This window comes from Serratia sp. ID 25-353, from assembly GCF_054792795.1.
Genome location: NZ_CM139236.1, coordinates 435413 through 452371, shown reverse-complemented (window position 1 = coordinate 452371; position 16959 = coordinate 435413). Strand labels below are relative to the sequence as shown.

General features: G+C 60.8%; 17 protein-coding genes. 16 read left to right on the top strand and 1 reads right to left on the bottom strand.

What is annotated here, in order from left to right; translation table 11 throughout:
* Positions 1–264: an antitoxin gene (locus ACYF6X_RS02095; protein WP_063990504.1), complete on the bottom strand. Its 264-nt coding sequence runs from the start codon at positions 262–264 to the stop codon at positions 1–3.
* Between the two features lie 338 nt (positions 265–602).
* Here ACYF6X_RS02095 and ACYF6X_RS02090 point away from each other — a divergent pair, with 338 nt between their 5' ends.
* The 16 genes from ACYF6X_RS02090 (at position 603) to gutM (ending at position 16913) form a co-directional block, all read left to right on the top strand.
* Positions 603–941 (top strand): YegP family protein, encoded by a 339-nt coding sequence (locus ACYF6X_RS02090; protein ID WP_016926703.1) that lies wholly within the window; start codon positions 603–605, stop codon positions 939–941.
* Positions 942–1241: 300 nt separating this feature from the next.
* Positions 1242–2594 carry a prephenate-dependent tRNA uridine(34) hydroxylase TrhP gene (gene trhP, locus ACYF6X_RS02085; protein ID WP_063990505.1) on the top strand — a complete coding sequence of 451 codons (1353 nt, stop codon included), beginning with the start codon at positions 1242–1244 and terminating at the stop codon, positions 2592–2594.
* A 466-nt stretch (positions 2595–3060) separates the two neighbouring features.
* Complete coding sequence (gene yegS / locus ACYF6X_RS02080; RefSeq protein WP_063990506.1) at positions 3061–3966, top strand: lipid kinase YegS; 906 nt, start codon at positions 3061–3063, stop codon at positions 3964–3966.
* Positions 3967–4135: 169 nt separating this feature from the next.
* Entirely contained in the window at positions 4136–5350 is a 1215-nt protein-coding gene (gene manD, locus ACYF6X_RS02075) for a D-mannonate dehydratase ManD (RefSeq protein ID WP_130018156.1), read from the top strand.
* 5 nt (positions 5351–5355) lie between these two features.
* Positions 5356–6372 carry a Zn-dependent oxidoreductase gene (locus ACYF6X_RS02070; RefSeq protein WP_130018180.1) on the top strand — a complete coding sequence of 339 codons (1017 nt, stop codon included), beginning with the start codon at positions 5356–5358 and terminating at the stop codon, positions 6370–6372.
* 91 nt (positions 6373–6463) lie between these two features.
* Positions 6464–7753, top strand: a complete 1290-nt coding sequence (locus ACYF6X_RS02065) for an MFS transporter (RefSeq protein WP_130018155.1) — start codon at positions 6464–6466, stop codon at positions 7751–7753.
* 52 nt (positions 7754–7805) lie between these two features.
* Positions 7806–9311, top strand: coding sequence for a mannitol dehydrogenase family protein (locus ACYF6X_RS02060; RefSeq protein ID WP_130018154.1), 1506 nt, complete (start codon positions 7806–7808; stop codon positions 9309–9311).
* On the top strand, positions 9292–10623 hold the full coding sequence (locus ACYF6X_RS02055; protein WP_060441146.1) for an MFS transporter: 1332 nt from the start codon (positions 9292–9294) through the stop codon (positions 10621–10623). The genes ACYF6X_RS02060 and ACYF6X_RS02055 overlap by 20 nt, the downstream gene beginning before the upstream one ends.
* Positions 10624–10721: 98 nt before the next feature.
* The gene (locus ACYF6X_RS02050; protein WP_025303872.1) at positions 10722–11408 is read left to right on the top strand and encodes a GntR family transcriptional regulator; all 687 of its coding nucleotides are present in this window, start codon (positions 10722–10724) and stop codon (positions 11406–11408) included.
* 206 nt (positions 11409–11614) lie between these two features.
* Positions 11615–12664: a class I fructose-bisphosphate aldolase gene (fbaB, locus tag ACYF6X_RS02045; RefSeq protein ID WP_033635553.1), complete on the top strand. Its 1050-nt coding sequence runs from the start codon at positions 11615–11617 to the stop codon at positions 12662–12664.
* Positions 12665–13001: 337 nt separating this feature from the next.
* Positions 13002–13529 (top strand): hypothetical protein, encoded by a 528-nt coding sequence (locus ACYF6X_RS02040; protein WP_130018153.1) that lies wholly within the window; start codon positions 13002–13004, stop codon positions 13527–13529.
* 261 nt (positions 13530–13790) lie between these two features.
* Positions 13791–14339 carry a PTS glucitol/sorbitol transporter subunit IIC gene (gene srlA / locus ACYF6X_RS02035; protein ID WP_004941528.1) on the top strand — a complete coding sequence of 183 codons (549 nt, stop codon included), beginning with the start codon at positions 13791–13793 and terminating at the stop codon, positions 14337–14339.
* Positions 14340–14354: 15 nt separating this feature from the next.
* Entirely contained in the window at positions 14355–15335 is a 981-nt protein-coding gene (gene srlE / locus ACYF6X_RS02030) for a PTS glucitol/sorbitol transporter subunit IIB (RefSeq protein ID WP_130018152.1), read from the top strand.
* Positions 15336–15357: 22 nt separating this feature from the next.
* Positions 15358–15720 carry a PTS glucitol/sorbitol transporter subunit IIA gene (gene srlB, locus ACYF6X_RS02025; protein WP_004941520.1) on the top strand — a complete coding sequence of 121 codons (363 nt, stop codon included), beginning with the start codon at positions 15358–15360 and terminating at the stop codon, positions 15718–15720.
* A gap of 10 nt (positions 15721–15730) precedes the next feature.
* Positions 15731–16510, top strand: a complete 780-nt coding sequence (gene srlD, locus ACYF6X_RS02020) for a sorbitol-6-phosphate dehydrogenase (protein ID WP_033648848.1) — start codon at positions 15731–15733, stop codon at positions 16508–16510.
* A gap of 46 nt (positions 16511–16556) precedes the next feature.
* Positions 16557–16913: a transcriptional regulator GutM gene (gutM, locus tag ACYF6X_RS02015; RefSeq protein ID WP_033648849.1), complete on the top strand. Its 357-nt coding sequence runs from the start codon at positions 16557–16559 to the stop codon at positions 16911–16913.
* The last annotated feature ends 46 nt before the right edge of the window (positions 16914–16959 follow it).

The following is a 16959-nucleotide window of genomic DNA, read 5'->3' as shown; positions in this document are numbered from 1 at the left end:
CTACTCTTCCTCTGAGAATGGATCGCGGCCTGCAACCCCTTGCTGACGATCCTCCACGCCAAGAAACTCTTGCGGCACCGGCGTTTGAGCGATAATGCTCAGCAGCGGTGCCCAGCTGTCCGGCTTTGCCGGATACTTGGATAAAATCACGTTGCCCTCCCGATCGCGACGGATATAGACACGATCCGTATCAAACTCAAATTCCACCGGTAACCTCACCGCCTGATTTCTGCCGTTTTTAAACAGCTTTGCGATTCTTTCCATCCAGACACCTCCACAGCAGGCATAGGCCAAAGCATATGCCTGTAGCGTGTCGATGCCAAGATGTACCGCTCATTTTTTATCCACATTCACGAAACGGCCAAACAGTAACGTGCTATCTCACGGGTTGAAACCCTGTTCCCCTCGTTATGCGGCGCACTGCGCAATCATCGCGCCTTTCCTTAGCTTCCCGTGCGGCGGCGGGCTCACCGAATGAAAACTCCGCGCCGGCGCAAAAAAACTGCGCATTTTTTCGACTAAGCTGCTGTGAGGTTTAGCCGCCGATTTTCAAGCGATTGGCTACACTTACATCACGAATCGGAACCTACAGGAGAAGAACCATGGCAATCGGTCATTACGAGCTGAAAAAAGCAAAGAACGGACAGTACCACTTCAACCTGAAAGCCAGTAACGGCGAGATCATTCTGGCCAGCGAGATGTATGCCAGCAAAGCCTCGGCGGAGAACGGCATCGCCTCGGTGCAGACCAACTCGCCGCATGAAGCGCAGTACGAACTGAAGCACAGCGCCAGCAATCAGCCCTATTTTGTGCTGAAAGCCAAGAACCATCAGGTAATCGGCGTCAGCGAAATGTACAGCTCCGAAAGCGCGGCCAAAAACGGTATCCAGTCGGTGACGAAAAACGGCCCGACCACCGATATCCGCGATTTGAGCGCCTGATCCCCGTTTCGCCCGCGCGGTGGCGGCCACCGCGCGTTTTCCGTTTGACCGGGATCAATCTCCCCTGAATAAATCCGGTTAACTGCTGATTTCTTGCCGCGCTGCGGCTACAATCCCCCGCTTTTACTGCGCCATCTGGGGCGCGATATACCCACTGGCTTTCATACGGCAGCTAGGCGGCAAGTTCGTGAGTCTTCAGGCGCTTGGTCAATCAAGTGACTGGAGTGAGCGAATGCAGCCAACAACGCTGCAATTCGAAAGACAGAGGTATACTGACCTGAAATCAGACCGAGACACACTATGTTTACACCGGAACTTCTCTCCCCGGCCGGAACGCTGAAAAACATGCGTTACGCCTTCGCCTACGGCGCCGATGCGGTTTACGCCGGCCAGCCGCGCTACAGCCTGCGGGTGCGCAACAACGAGTTCAACCACGAGAATCTGGCGCAGGGCATCAACGAAGCCCATGCGCTGGGCAAAAAATTCTACGTGGTGGTGAACATCGCCCCGCACAACGCCAAGTTGAAAACCTTCCTGCGCGATCTGAAGCCGGTTATCGATATGGGTCCGGATGCGCTGATCATGTCCGATCCTGGCCTTATCATGATGGTGCGCGAGGCCTTCCCGCAGATGGACATCCACCTGTCGGTGCAGGCCAACGCCGTTAACTGGGCGACGGTGAAGTTCTGGAAGCAAATGGGCCTGACCCGCGTGATCCTCTCGCGCGAGCTGTCGCTGGAAGAGATTGCCGAAATCCGCGCCGAAGTGCCGGACATGGAGCTGGAGATCTTCGTCCACGGCGCGCTGTGCATGGCCTACTCCGGCCGCTGCCTGCTGTCCGGCTACATCAACAAGCGCGATCCTAACCAGGGTACCTGCACCAATGCTTGCCGCTGGCAGTACAAAGCGGAGGAAGGCAAAGAGGACGACACCGGCAATATCGTGCACCTGCACGAACCGATCCCGGTGCAGACCGTCGAGCCGACGTTGGGCATCGGCGCGCCGACCGACAAGGTGTTCATGCTGTCTGAAGCGCAAAAGCCAGGCGAATATATGAGCGCCTTCGAAGACGAACACGGCACCTACATCATGAACTCCAAGGATCTGCGCGCCATCCAGCACGTGGAGCGCCTGACGCAGCTCGGCGTGCACTCGCTGAAGATCGAAGGCCGCACCAAGTCCTTCTACTACTGCGCACGCACCGCCCAGGTCTACCGCCGCGCCATCGACGACGCGGCCGCCGGCAAACCCTTCGATCCGACCCTGCTCACCACGCTGGAAGGCCTGGCGCACCGCGGCTATACCGAGGGTTTCCTGCGCCGCCACGTGCACGAAGCGCAGCAGAATTACGACTACGGCTCCTCGCTCTCCGAACGCCAGCAGTTCGTCGGCGAATTCACCGGCGTGCGCCGCGATGGCTGGGCGGAAGTTGACGTGAAGAATAAGTTCGCGCTCGGCGACAGCGTCGAGATGATGACGCCCGGCGGCAACGTGGTGTTCACCCTCGAAAGCATGCAAAATAAGAAAGGCGAACCGATTGAGGTGGCGCCGGGCAACGGCCATATCGTTTATTTGCCGATCCCGCAGGATATCGATCTCAATTATGCGTTGCTGATCCGCAATTTGGCGGAAGAAAATAGCGCCGGGGCATAAAAATGAATCGCCGCCATTCGGCGGCGATTTTTAGCAAATATTAGAATTGGATCACATCAATGTGCGCGCAGCTTGGTTACTATCACGCTGCTTAAAACGAACAACGAAAATATTTGCATAGCAATACTAGGAACCACCTCCTTAGCCGGCCCAATCTCCCTTGGGCTGGCTTTTTCTTTATGGGCACGCCTATTTTTTTTGCCGCGCCTATTTCCATAACTTATTCCCGTTATCCGTTTTAATAATAATAATCACGCCGCTTCGATATATAAATAACGCTACAGCGATTAATCCTCCCGTCTTTAAAACCTGGCTTATTTCCGCGTAAGATCCAGATAAATTCGCCTTGCTTCATATTCACTGAACGCCGGGAAATAACCGGAATTAGTTGAATATTCTGATGGCCTGGTGGCGGCGGCTGGTTTATCTTGAGGCATTCTTGGTTTTCCGCCGGAGGAGATCGGCAATGCCTCAACACTCACATGCCCCAGCCCTGCTTATCATCAACGGCAAAGGCGCAGGTAACGAAGAGCTGCGTCAGGCGGTCAAACGCCTGCGCGCAGAGCAAATCACGCTGCACGTGCGCGTAACCTGGGAGCACGGCGACGCCGCGCGCTATGTCGCGGAAGCTGCACAGCTCGGCGTCGGCACCGTCGTCGCCGGCGGCGGTGACGGCACCATCAACGAAGTGGCCGCCGCGCTGGTGCAGTTGCCGGCGCACGGCCGGCCGGCGCTCGGTATTCTGCCGCTCGGCACCGCCAACGACTTCGCCATGGCCTGCAACATTCCCCCTTCGCCGGAACAGGCGCTGCAGCTGGCGATCAAGGGCCGCTCGGTGCCTATCGATCTGGCGAAGGTCAACGGCGAACGCTACTTCATCAACATGGCCACCGGCGGCTTCGGCACCCGCATCACCACCGAAACGCCGGAGAAGCTGAAGGCGGCACTGGGCGGCGTATCCTACTTCGTGCATGGCTTGCTGCGCATGGATACGCTGCAGGCCGACCGCTGTGAAATCCGCGGGCCGGACTTCCGCTGGGCGGGCGAAGCGCTGGTGATCGGCATCGGCAACGGCAAACAGGCCGGCGGCGGCCAGGAACTGTGCCCCAGCGCGCTGATCAACGACGGCCTGCTGCAGCTGCGCCTGCTGATCGCCGATGAACTGCTGCCGGCGCTGGTCGCCGCCCTGTTCAACGACGAAGAGAGCAACAGCATCCTCAGCGCGGCGCTGCCGTGGCTCGAGATCGACGCGCCGCATGAGATGACCTTCAACCTCGACGGCGAGCCGCTCAAAGGCCGCCATTTCCGCATCGAAGTGTTGCCGCAGGCCATCGAATGTCGCCTGCCGCCTAACTGCGCCCTGCTGGGCTGACCTTGTCGGGCGCAGCCGCTGCGCCCCGCTTTTCCCCCCTCCGCTTATCCGCTTCCACTCGCGATCAAATGTGATCCTCTCCGGCAAAATCATTAATTCATACTTGTATGGTAGTTAGTTCATGACGTATTTTCGCGCTATCTCTCCGCAGCTACAGGATGTGAAGGTTATGAAAATCGTCAACGCCGAGGTGTTCGTCACCTGCCCGGGGCGCAACTTTGTCACGCTGAAGATCACCACCGATGACGGCATCGTCGGCCTCGGTGACGCCACGCTGAACGGGCGTGAACTGTCGGTGGCCTCTTACCTGAAAGATCACCTCTGCCCGCAGCTGATCGGCCGCGACGCGCAGCGGATCGAAGACCTCTGGCAATTCTTCTACAAAGGCGCTTACTGGCGGCGCGGCCCGGTGACCATGTCGGCCATTTCCGCCGTCGACATGGCGCTGTGGGACATCAAGGCCAAGGCCGCCAACATGCCGCTGTATCAGCTGTTGGGCGGCGCGTCGCGCTCGGGAGTGATGGTGTATTGCCACACCACCGGCCACTCGATCGACGAGGTGCTCGACGACTACGCCAAACATAAAGAGCAAGGCTTCAAGGCGATCCGCGTTCAATGCGGCGTACCGGGCATGAAAACCACCTACGGCATGGCCAAGGGCAAAGGCCTGGCCTATGAGCCGGCCACCAAGGGCGACGGGCCGGAAGAGCAGCTGTGGTCGACGGAAAAATACCTCGATTTCACCCCCAAATTGTTCGACGCGGTGCGCAACAGGTTCGGCTTCAACGAGCACCTGCTGCACGACATGCACCACCGCCTGACGCCGATCGAAGCGGCGCGCTTCGGCAAAAGCGCCGAACCGTATCGCCTGTTCTGGATGGAAGATCCGACGCCGGCGGAAAACCAGGCCTGTTTCCGCCTGATCCGCCAGCATACCGTCACGCCGATCGCCGTCGGCGAGGTGTTCAACAGCATCTGGGACTGCAAACAGCTGATTGAGGAGCAGCTGATCGACTATATCCGCACCACTCTGACGCACGCGGGCGGCATTACCGGCATGCGGCGCATCGCCGACTTCGCCTCGCTGTATCAGGTGCGCACCGGCTCCCACGGCCCTTCCGATCTGTCGCCGATCTGCATGGCGGCGGCGCTGCATTTCGATCTGTGGGTGCCGAACTTCGGCGTGCAGGAATACATGGGCTATTCCGAGCAGATGCTCGAGGTGTTCCCGCACAGCTGGACGTTCGACGACGGCTATATGCATCCGGGCGACAAGCCGGGCATCGGCATCGAGTTCGATGAGAAGCTGGCGGCCCGTTACCCGTATGAACCGGCCTACCTGCCGGTCGCGCGTCTGGAGGATGGCACCTTATGGAACTGGTAAACACCATGCGCAGCGTCGTGATCGAACAGCCCGGGCGCCTGGCGCTGCAGACGCGCGCGCTGCCGCAGCCGGCGGCCGGCGAAGTGCGGGTCAAGGTGAAATTCGCCGGCATCTGCGGCTCCGACGTCCATATCTATCACGGCCATAACCCGTTCGCCCGCTACCCACGGGTGATCGGCCACGAGTTCTTCGGCCTGATCGAGGCGCTGGGCGAAGGCGTCGATCCGGCGCGCCTCGGCGAACGCGTCTCGGTAGACCCGGTGGTGAGCTGCGGCCACTGCTATCCCTGTTCGGTCGGCCGCCCTAACGTCTGCACCTCGCTGCAGGTGATCGGCGTGCACCGCGACGGCGGCTTCAGCGACTACGCCTGCGTGCCGGCTCGCAACGCCTATCCGGTTCCGCCCGCCATCAGCGATCGCCACGCCGCGATGATCGAACCCTTCACCATCGCCGCCAACATCACCGCCCATCTGCAACCGCGCCCCGACGACATCGCGCTGATCTACGGCGCCGGGCCGATGGGGCTCACGGTGATCCAGACGCTGAAAGGCGTGTACGGCGTCAAGCAGGTGTGGGTCGTCGATCGCATCGCCGAGCGGCTGGACATGGCGCGCGCCAACGGCGCCGACGAGACGTTCAACAACGCCGAAGCCGCATTGCCGCAGGCGCTGCAGCAGCGTGGCATTCAGCCGACGCTGATCGTCGATGCCGCCTGTCACCCCACCATTTTGCCGGAGGCGATCAATCTTGCCTCGCCGGCGGCGCGCATCGGCATCATGGGCTTTTCCGGCGACGCCTGCACCCTGACCCAGCAGAGTATCACCAGCAAGGAGCTGTCGATCTTCTCCTCGCGCCTGAACAGCGCGCGCTTCCCGCAGGTGATCGGCTGGATGGCGGACGGCAAGCTAGACCCGCAGCGGCTGCTCACCCACTGCGTGCCCGCCGACGACGTCGAACGGGCGATGCTGATGTTCGAGCGGGATCAGCGCACCTGCTGCAAGGTGCTGCTGCAGTTCGAGTAACGCCAAGGCCGCATCGGGGCATTGGGCGGCACCCGCCGCCCGTGCAAACAACGAAGCATCACGATTAAAACGACACCCAGTGGAGTGCTTTATGTTTAAAAACCTGCGTTGGACCATCGTGTTCCTGCTGTTCATGGTCTACATGATCAACTACCTCGATCGCGTAGCGCTGTCGATCACCGTGCCGATGATCGAACAGGATCTGATGCTGAACGCCGAACAGTTCGGCCTGATCTTCGGCAGCTTCTTTTTCGGCTACGCCATCTTCAACTTCATCGGCGGGCTGGCGGTCGATCGTTTCGGCCCGACGCTGGTGCTGGGCGTAGCGGTCGGTCTGTGGTCCATTTTCTGCGGCATGACGGCGATCGCCACCGGTTTTTACTCGATGCTGATCCTGCGCGTCCTGTTCGGCATGGCCGAAGGGCCGATCTGCGCCTCGGCCAACAAGATGATCAACGGCTGGTTCCCGAAGAAGCAGGCGGCGACCGCCATGGGCCTGCTCAGCGCCGGTTCGCCGTTGGGCGGCGCGGTGGCCGGGCCGATCGTCGGCTATCTGGCGCTGGCGTTCGGCTGGCGGCCGGCGTTTATGATCATCTGCGCCATCGGCATCGTCTGGATGCTGGTGTGGTTCTTCGTGGTGGCGGATAACCCGGCGAAGAGCCAGCGCGTCAGCGCCGAAGAACGGGCGCTGATCGCGCGGTTGAAACAGGAAAACCTCGGCGAGGGAAGCGCGCTGAGCGACGCCGCCCACGGGCTGGGTTACTACCTGAAGCAGCCGATCATTCTGGTCACCGCCTTCGCTTTCTTCTGCTACAACTACATTCTGTTCTTCTTCCTGAGCTGGTTCCCCTCGTATCTGGTGCAGGCGCACAACCTGAACATCAAGGAGATGAGTCTGACCACGATGATCCCGTGGATCGTCGGCTTCGTCGGGCTGGCGCTCGGCGGCTATATTTCCGACAAAATCTTCAACATCACCGGAAAATTGCTGCTGTCGCGCAAGATCGTGCTGGTCACCAGCCTGCTGGCGGCGGCGGTGTGCGTAGCGTTAGCAGGCACTGTCAGCAGCGTGGTGCCGGCGGTGATGCTGATGTCAGTGTCGATCTTCTTCCTCTACATTACCGGCGCCCTCTACTGGGCGATCATCCAGGACGTGGTGCATAAATCCCGGGTCGGCGGCGCCAGCGGGTTCATTCATTTGATCGGCAGCGTCTCCGGCATCATCGGGCCGATCGTCACCGGCTACATCGTGCAGAACACCGGCAAATTCGACAGCGCCTTTATGCTGGCGGGCGGCGTCGCCGCGCTGGGCGCGCTGCTGGTGCTGCTGGTGATCAAGGCGCCGCGCGCAGCGGCGGGCGTGCAAATCTTAAAACCATAACGCCAGGCGGGGCGGCTTCGCCCCTTTGCTTACCTCTCCAGGGACATTGAACATGAGACTTTCCGACCACCGCGTGCTGCCGGCCGCCATTATTCGGCCCGGCTACGCACGTGAGCGCGTGAAACTGCGCATGGTGCATATCGGCTTCGGCGCGTTTCACCGAGCGCACCAGGCGATGTACGCCGACAGGCTGGCCAGCGAGCACGGCAGCGATTGGGGCTACTGCGAAATTAGCATGCAGCACGGCCAGCAAAAGATCGCCGACCTACGGCAACAGGACCTGCTGTTCTCGGTGGCGGAGATGGACGACGACGGCTGGCGGGGCCGGGTCATCGGCGTGGTGCGCCAGGCGCTGCACCTGCAAACCGACGGGCTGGCGGCGGTGCTGGCGGCCCTGACGCAGCCTGAGATCGCCATCGTCTCGCTGACCATCAGCGAAAAGGGCTATTGCCACCACCCTGCCAGCGGCCGGCTGATGGCGGAACACCCGGCGATCGCGCATGATATCGCCCACCCGGCACAGCCACAGTCGGCGCCGGGGCTGCTGCTGGCGGCGCTGCGCCTGCGCCGCGAACGCGGGCTGCCGCCGTTCGCCGTGATGTCCTGCGACAACATGCCGGCCAACGGCCGGGTCACGCGCCAGGTGCTGCTCGAGCTGGCGCAGCGGCAGGATCCGGCGCTGGCCGACTGGGTGCGTCAAGAGGTCGCCTTCCCTTCCACCATGGTGGATCGCATCGTGCCGGCGATGACGCAGGAAGCCCGCGGGCAACTGCTTGCCTGGCTGGGAGGCGTCGAGGATGAGGTCGGCGTGGCCTGCGAGCCGTTCAGCCAGTGGGTCATTGAAGACCGCTTTCCCCAGGGGCGACCGGCCTGGGAAAAGGTCGGCGCCGAGCTGGTGAGCGACGTGCTGCCGTATGAGGAGATGAAGCTGCGCATGCTGAACGGCAGCCATTCGTTCCTCGCCTATCTCGGCTATCTGGCCGGTTATCAGCACGTCGGCGACTGCATGCAGGACGCGGATTTTGTCCGCGCCGCCCGTCACCTGATGCTGGCGGAACAGGCGCCGACCCTGCAGGTGCCGAACGTCGATTTGGCGCAGTATGCCGACTCGCTGCTGCGGCGTTACCGCAACCGCGCGCTGAAGCACCGCACCGCGCAGATCGCCATGGACGGCACGCAAAAGCTGCCGCAGCGGCTACTGGACGCGATCCGCTGGCATCTGGCGCGCGGCAGCCGCTTCGACTGCCTGGCGCTGGGCGTCGCCGGCTGGATGCGCTACGTCGGCGGCCGCGATGAGCAAGGCGCGCCGATCGACATCAGCGATCCACTGCGCGACCCCATCGCCGCGTTGGTCGCCGGCAGCGAGGAAGGCCGGCCCCGCGTTCTGGCGCTGCTGCAGCTCGACAGCGTCTTCGGCCAGGATCTGCCCGACTCGCCTGACTTCGTCCGCGCCGTCAGCCACGCTTATCATCAACTGCTGAGCCTGGGGGCCAAAGCCGCCGTCGCCGCTCTGCCGCTTACCGACCGGGAGGTTTCCGATGACCGTCACCACGCATAACGCCGTCAATACCGGCAATCAACCGCTGCTGCGGCGCGTCGCCAGCGCTTCGGCCATCGGCACCGCCGCCGAATACTATGATTTCTTCGCCTACGGCACCGCCGCGGTGCTGTTCTTCGGCCAGCTGTTTTTCCCCAGCGCCGATCCGCTGATCAGCACGCTGGCGGCCTTCGCCACCTACGCGGTCGGTTTCCTGGCGCGTCCGCTGGGCGGCATCGTGTTCGGCCACATCGGCGACAAGGTCGGCCGCAAAAAGGCGCTGGTGATCACCATCCTGATCGTCGGCCTCGGCACCTTCTGCATCGGCCTGCTGCCCACCTATGAGCAGATCGGCATCTGGGCGCCGCTCGCGCTGATCTTTATCCGCGTGCTGCAGGGTTTTGGCGTCGGCGGCGAGCAGGCCGGCGCGGTGCTGATGACCGCCGAATACGCGCCGCCGCCACGGCGCGGCTTCTACGCCAGCTGGGTACAGATCGGCGCGCCCGCCGGTTTCCTGCTGCCATCGGGGTTGTTCGCGCTGCTGACCGCCGTGCTGTCGCCGGCGCAAATGCTGGACTGGGGCTGGCGCATTCCGTTCCTGCTCAGCCTGCTGCTGGTGATCGTCGGGCTGTTTATTCGCCTGAAGATCGACGAGTCGCCGGTGTTTACCCAAATCCGCGCCACCAAGGCGGTGGAGAGCCGGCCGGTGGTGGAAGTGGCCCGCCGCTACCCCGGCCTTATCGGCAAAGGGGTGTGCGCCAAGCTGATTGAAGCCTGCGCCTTCGCCATGTTCACGGTGATCGTGCTGGCCTACGGCAAAGCCAACCACCTCAACGAGACCATTCTTCTGGAGGCGATGATCGTGGCGGTGCTGCTGGAGATTTTCGCCATTCCGCTGATGGGCCGCCTCTCCGATCGGCTGGGGCGCAAACCGGTATACATCGCCGGCGCGCTGCTGCAGGTGGTGTGCATCGTGCCGTTCTTTATGGCGATCAACCTCGATAGTTTCTGGGTGACGCAGATCGCCATGATCGTGGTGCTGACCTTCGGCCACAGCATGTGCTACGCGCCGCAAGCCTCCTACTTCCCGGAGCTGTTCCCCACCCGTGTGCGCTGCAGCGGCATCGCGCTGATCTGGCAGATCGGCTCGCTGATCGGCAGCGGCATTCTCGGGCTGTTGGCGGTGAAGATCCTGCAGGTGACCGGCGGCCACTACTACGGGCTGGCGGGTTACATGATGGTGCTGGGCGTGGTGTCGGCCATCGGCCTGAGCCTGATGCCGGAAACCGCGCCTGGGCGGCGCAAGCAGGAATATCAGGATTGGCATCACTGAGTTACCCTACCCGGCGGGTGGATTTATCCCCCCGCCCTCAACCAATAATCTGCTAGTATGGTGGCATTCGAATTCCAGCCAGATGCCTGATTGTCGCCATGTCTGAAACGTACAGTCTCACCAACAACGTCCCGGTCAACCAGCAGATCTATCGCTTCCTGCGCAAGGATATCGTCGACTGCACCATCCCCCCCGGCACCCTGTTGTCCGAGAAAGAGATTTCCACGCGCTTTTGCGTTTCGCGCCAGCCGGTGCGCGAAGCCTTTATCAAGCTGGCGGAGGCCGGCCTGGTGCAGATCCTGCCGCAGCGCGGCACCTTCGTGATGAAAATCTCCGCCAAGCGCGTGGCCGACGGGCGCTTTATCCGCCAGGCGGTGGAATGCGCCATCGTGCGCCGCGCGGCGGAGCGCGCCACCCCGGCGCAGCTGATGACGCTGGAGCATAACCTGCACCGCCAGGCGCTGGCGGCGCAGAACGGACAGACACGCGAATTTCTGGCGCTGGACGACGAATTCCACCAGCTGCTGACCCAGTTCGCCGACTGCCCGCTGGCGTGGGAGACCATCGAAACCATCAAGGCCACCATGGATCGGGTGCGTTTCCTCAGCCTGAGCGAAGTCTCGCCGCCGGAGAGCCTGATCAAGCAGCACTACCGCATCTACGAGGCGCTGAAAGCGCGCGATGCCGAGGCGGCGGAGCGCGCCATCCACGATCACCTGCAGGAGATGATCTACTCCATCACCCCGATCGCCCTGCAAAACACCGAGTGGTTCGAGATCGAATAATCAATCGTTTAGCACGCCGGGGGCGATCGTCCCCGCGTATTTGGCCTCGCCAATGGCATTTCCTCTCAATCGCATCTATTGTTTGTCCTTGCCGGATCCAGTTCGGTAGTATCGCTTTACAGCTTCAATCACCGCTTTTTTACTGCGCCGGTGGTCAAAAACCCTTGCATTGCCGGTGTATGAAGAAGCTTAATCGGGAGTGAATCATGACTGATATTGTGCAGTTGCTAGGAAAGGAAGCGGAAGATCTGCTGCAACACCGCTGTACCACTATCCCCGCCGAGAATCTCTACCTGCCGGGCGACGACTTCGTCGACCGCGTAATGATCGATAACAACCGCCCCAACAGCGTACTGCGCTCGATGCAAACCCTGTTCAACCACGGCCGCCTGGCCGGCACCGGCTACCTGTCGATCCTGCCGGTCGATCAGGGCATCGAGCACTCCGCCGCCGCCTCGTTTGCCGCCAACCCGCTGTATTTCGATCCGAAGAACATCGTCGAGCTGGCGATTGAAGCCGGCTGTAACTGCGTCGCCTCCACCTACGGCGTGCTGGCGTCGGTATCGCGCCGCTACGCGCATAAAATTCCGTTCCTGGTCAAACTCAACCACAACGAAACGCTGAGCTACCCGACCCAGTACGACCAGACCCTGTATGCCAGCGTCGAGCAGGCGTTCAACATGGGTGCGGTAGCGGTCGGCGCCACCATTTACTTCGGCTCCGAGCAGTCACGCCGCCAGATCGAAGAGATCTCGATCGCCTTCGAGCGCGCGCATGAGTTGGGCATGGTCACCGTGTTGTGGGCCTATCTGCGCAACCCGGCATTCAACAAGGACGGCGTGGACTACCACTCCAGCGCCGATCTGACCGGCCAGGCCAACCACATCGCCGCCACCATCGGCGCCGACATCGTCAAACAGAAAATGGCGGAAAACAACGGCGGCTACCGCGCGGTGAAATTCGGCTATACCGATGATCGCGTCTACACCAAGCTGACCACCGATCACCCGATCGATCTGGTGCGCTACCAGTTGGCCAACTGCTATATGGGCCGCGCCGGGCTGATCAACTCCGGCGGCGCCGCCGGTGAGAACGATCTGCAGGAATCGGTGCGCACCGCGGTGATCAACAAGCGCGCCGGCGGCATGGGTCTGATCCTGGGGCGCAAGGCGTTCAAGAAATCGATGAAAGACGGCGTGGCGCTGATCAACGCCGTGCAAGACGCCTACCTGGACAAGAAGGTCACCATCGCCTGATGTGACGGACCACCTGTCCCAAAGCCCGGCTCGCCGGGCTTTTTTGTGCATCAAGGGAGGTCTTGACAAGGAAATAATGCAACCGAATGTATTTTATAAGCAAAAATAAGAATTAGTTTTTATTTAATATCCCTGGGCTTTTTTTATTCCAAATATGCGAAAGAGAACGACATAAATCATTAAAGATTGAAAGTTAGCCTTATCAAATTTCAAATTTCCCACCTTTTCCGAAAACACAAAAGGTTAGCGCATTAATAATTATTATAGTCTATTGTTATTTATGGACTTTTGACTAAGTTTTACGCTAATTAATCCACGTTTTTATGGTGGTGCTGTCATGAAAGTCAATATTGTCATCATCTCCCTGCTCATCCTTTCGCTATCGTCTTGCGCGCTCTTTAAATCTCCGGCCTCTAAGCATGAGTTGAAACCTGGAGAAACGTATTGGTTTGACTATGACTCAACAAGAAGCAGCGCCATTTATATTCCCGCAGACTCAAATATCAAGTACTGCGTGGCTCCACCGCCTGATGTCGCGCAGTCCGTTATTGCCGCGCTGAAAGCTGAAATGAGCACGGAACAAATTCAAAAAGTCAGTGGAGATGCAGGGTTCAGCACCGCCGTAGTCGATCTGGCTCGGCGCACCACCACGGTAAACTTTATCCGCGATACGTTGTATCGCGTCTGCGAAGCCAGACTACAAGGCCCGCTCACCGCTGCGGAAAAAGAAATTTTCCTGGCCGCGATAGCCGCCGCCAAAGATATGGCAATCGCTGAAAAAGACAAACAAAAGCAAGAACTGGCCCAAACGGCCGAAAGAAACGGTGCTTCCGTACAGACAATACAAAAGATTCTCGAGCAGTAACAGAAACAAACTAACAACGGCGATTTCCGTCAATCACCCTACCCAAAGCCCGGTTCGCCGGGCTTTTTTATGCCCGCCCCCCTAAAACCCGACGCCGACAACCTTCTCTTTCTTTCACTTTAAACTTTCAAAATAAAATATTTATCTTTCAAATTGTGATCTATTTAAAACAAATGGCCCAACAAAGTGACTACTGTAAGGCCCATGGCGACAGAGCCGCCGTTCGCTCCAGGCCATATCAGTCCATTACAGGAGAACATAATGATTGAGCTAATCACCCACGGCGCCGAGTGGTTTATCGGCCTGTTTCAGAAAGGCGGTGAAGTGTTTGTCGGCATGGTGACCGGCATTTTACCTTTGTTGATCAGCCTGTTGGTTATCATGAACGCGCTGATCAAATTTGTTGGCCAGGAACGTATCGAACGATTGGCGCAGCGCTGCGCGGGCAACCCCGTGTCGCGTTATCTGCTGCTGCCGCTGATCGGCACCTTTGTCTTCTGCAACCCGATGACCCTCAGCCTGGGGCGCTTCATGCCGGAGAAATACAAGCCGAGCTACTACGCGGCGGCCTCCTACAGCTGCCACTCGATGAACGGCCTGTTCCCGCACATCAATCCCGGCGAGCTGTTCGTTTACCTCGGCATCGCCAGCGGCCTGACCACCCTCGGCCTGCCGCTCGGCCCGCTGGCGGTGAGCTATTTCCTGGTGGGGCTGTTCACCAACTTCTTCCGCGGCTGGGTCACCGATCTGACCACCAGCCTGTTCGAACGCAAGATGGGCATCCGTCTGGATCGCCAGGTGCAACTTTAATTCGTGGAGTGCAGCATGAGTGCTTATATCCGTATTGAAAAAGGCGCCAGCGGCTGGGGTGGCCCCCTGGAGCTGCCGATAGAGCCCGGCAAGAAAGTGGTGTACATCACCGCCGGCACCCGGCCTTCCATCGTCGATCGCCTCAGCGAATTGACCGGCTGGCCGGCCGTCGACGGCTTCAAAGAGGGTGAGCCGCCGGCGGAAGAGATCGGGGTGGCGGTGATCGACTGCGGCGGCACCCTGCGCTGCGGCCTGTATCCGAAACGCCGCATTCCGACGGTCAACATCCACGCCACCGGCCAGTCCGGCCCGCTGGCGCAGTTTATCCTCGAAGACATCTATGTCTCCGGCGTACGCGACCACAACATCAGTCGAATCGAAGCGGCAGATAGCCAACCCGTCGCCACCGTTGCAGCGCCGCCCAAGGCGCGCGACTACGACACCAGCAAGAAGATCACCGAGCAAAGCGACGGGCTGCTGGCGAAGGTCGGCATGGGCATGGGATCGGTAGTGGCGGTGTTCTTCCAGGCCGGGCGCGACACCATCGACACCGTGCTGAAGACCATCCTGCCGTTTATGGCGTTCGTCTCGGCCTTGATCGGCATCATCATGGCCTCCGGCCTCGGGGACTTTATCGCTCACGGCCTGACGCCGCTCGCCAACAGCCCGATCGGCCTGGTGACGCTGGCGCTGATCTGCTCATTCCCGCTGCTGTCGCCGTTCCTCGGCCCCGGCGCGGTTATCGCCCAGGTGATCGGCGTGCTGGTCGGGGTGCAGATCGGCCTCGGCCATATTCCGCCGCAGCTGGCGCTGCCCGCGCTGTTCGCCATCAACGCGCAGGCCGCCTGCGACTTCATTCCGGTCGGCCTGTCGCTGGCGGAAGCCAAGCAGGACACTGTGCGGGTCGGCGTGCCCTCGGTGCTGGTCGGCCGCTTCCTGACCGGCGCGCCGACGGTGTTGATCGCCTGGGCCGCCTCGGCCTTCATTTATCAATAAGCTGATTTCCAGGGAGACGTTTATGCACACCATTTTTCACACCACCATCACGCAGATCGGTGGCTGCGCCCGCGACGCGCTGCTGGACAACATGCTGATCACCTTCCGTGAAGGCGCGCCGGCGGATATCGAAGAGTTCTGCTTCATCCACCGCCACGGCGCGACCGCCGGTGAGCTGCAGGTCGGCGGCGTGATGGAGCTGGCGCAGCAGCGCTACGCCATCACCGCCGTTGGCAGCGTCGCCACGCAGAACCTGCGCGAGCTGGGCCACATCACCGTACGCTTCGACGGCGAAGCCGAAGCCGAATTCCCCGGCTCGATCCATGTATCCGGCCCGACGCCGACCGATATCCCGTTGGGCAGCACGCTGTCATTTATCGCATAAGGAGTAGACCATGTCTGAAGTAGCTGTAGTGATTGGCGGCGGCCAAACGTTAGGCGCCTTTTTGTCCCACGGGCTGGCGCAGGCCGGTTATCGGGTAGCGGTGGCCGATCTTAACGCCGACAATGCCAATCAGGTGGCACAGCAGATCAACGAAGCGTTTGGCGCAGGCAGCGCCTGCGGTTTTCAGGCCGACGCCACCGACGAGCAGAGCGTGATCGCGCTGGCGGCGGCGGTTGACCGGGCGTTCGGCCAGGCTAATCTGCTGGTGTACAGCGCCGGCATCGCCAAGGCGGCGCCAATCACCGATTTCCCGCTGGGCGACTTCGATCGTTCGCTGCAGGTGAACCTGGTGGGTTATTTCCTCTGCGCCCGCGAGTTTTCGCGCCTGATGATCCGCGACGGCATCGCCGGGCGCATCATTCAGATCAACTCCAAGTCCGGCAAGGTCGGCAGCAAGCACAACTCCGGTTACAGCGCCGCCAAGTTCGGCGGTGTGGGGCTGACCCAGTCGCTGGCGCTCGATCTGGCGGAGTACGGCATTACCGTGCATTCGCTGATGCTCGGCAACCTGCTGAAGTCGCCGATGTTCCAGTCGCTGCTGCCGCAGTACGCGCAAAAACTGGGCATCGCGCCGGACCAGGTGGAGCAGTACTACATCGACAAGGTGCCGCTGAAGCGCGGCTGCGACTACCAGGACGTGCTGAACACCCTGCTGTTCTACGCCAGCGACAAGGCCTCTTACTGCACCGGCCAGTCGATCAATATCACCGGCGGTCAGGTGATGTTCTGACGCCATCGACGCCCCCTTCGGCGGAAGGGGGCCTAAGGAGAACCCCATGACTCAAGCTCTGATCGCCTTCGCGCTGCTGGCCTGGCTGCTGCAAATCGCCTTCGGCTGGTGGCAACTGCAGCGCTTCAACCGTGCCTTCGACGGCCTGTGCCGGCTGGGCGCCGTCGGCGTCGGCCGTTCCGGCGGCCGTTTCCGCCCGCGAGTGGTGCTGGCGCTGGCCTTCGACGCCGATCGGCGGGTGTGCGGCAGCCTGTTGCTGCGCGGCCTGACCGTCTTCGCCCGGCCCCGCCCACTGCCTCGATTGCACGGTTTGCATCAGCGGGATTTGCGCCCGGATGTGATCTTCCCCGAGGATCGCGCATGCCAGTCTGCACTATCGTTAGCGATTGAACCCAAATCGTGATATTTTCACATTAAAAGACATTACCTTTCATAGTGAATTATTCAGC

Coding starts and splice junctions, on each gene's coding strand:
- srlA (WP_004941528.1), top strand. CDS start 13,791: ATGATTGAGCTAATCACCCACGGCGCCGAGTGGTTTATCGGCCTGTTT.
- ACYF6X_RS02040 (WP_130018153.1), top strand. CDS start 13,002: ATGAAAGTCAATATTGTCATCATCTCCCTGCTCATCCTTTCGCTATCG.
- ACYF6X_RS02065 (WP_130018155.1), top strand. CDS start 6,464: ATGTTTAAAAACCTGCGTTGGACCATCGTGTTCCTGCTGTTCATGGTC.
- ACYF6X_RS02050 (WP_025303872.1), top strand. CDS start 10,722: ATGTCTGAAACGTACAGTCTCACCAACAACGTCCCGGTCAACCAGCAG.
- ACYF6X_RS02095 (WP_063990504.1), bottom strand. CDS start 264: ATGGAAAGAATCGCAAAGCTGTTTAAAAACGGCAGAAATCAGGCGGTG.
- srlE (WP_130018152.1), top strand. CDS start 14,355: ATGAGTGCTTATATCCGTATTGAAAAAGGCGCCAGCGGCTGGGGTGGC.
- fbaB (WP_033635553.1), top strand. CDS start 11,615: ATGACTGATATTGTGCAGTTGCTAGGAAAGGAAGCGGAAGATCTGCTG.
- trhP (WP_063990505.1), top strand. CDS start 1,242: ATGTTTACACCGGAACTTCTCTCCCCGGCCGGAACGCTGAAAAACATG.
- ACYF6X_RS02090 (WP_016926703.1), top strand. CDS start 603: ATGGCAATCGGTCATTACGAGCTGAAAAAAGCAAAGAACGGACAGTAC.
- yegS (WP_063990506.1), top strand. CDS start 3,061: ATGCCTCAACACTCACATGCCCCAGCCCTGCTTATCATCAACGGCAAA.
- ACYF6X_RS02055 (WP_060441146.1), top strand. CDS start 9,292: ATGACCGTCACCACGCATAACGCCGTCAATACCGGCAATCAACCGCTG.
- ACYF6X_RS02070 (WP_130018180.1), top strand. CDS start 5,356: ATGCGCAGCGTCGTGATCGAACAGCCCGGGCGCCTGGCGCTGCAGACG.
- ACYF6X_RS02060 (WP_130018154.1), top strand. CDS start 7,806: ATGAGACTTTCCGACCACCGCGTGCTGCCGGCCGCCATTATTCGGCCC.
- gutM (WP_033648849.1), top strand. CDS start 16,557: ATGACTCAAGCTCTGATCGCCTTCGCGCTGCTGGCCTGGCTGCTGCAA.
- manD (WP_130018156.1), top strand. CDS start 4,136: ATGAAAATCGTCAACGCCGAGGTGTTCGTCACCTGCCCGGGGCGCAAC.
- srlD (WP_033648848.1), top strand. CDS start 15,731: ATGTCTGAAGTAGCTGTAGTGATTGGCGGCGGCCAAACGTTAGGCGCC.
- srlB (WP_004941520.1), top strand. CDS start 15,358: ATGCACACCATTTTTCACACCACCATCACGCAGATCGGTGGCTGCGCC.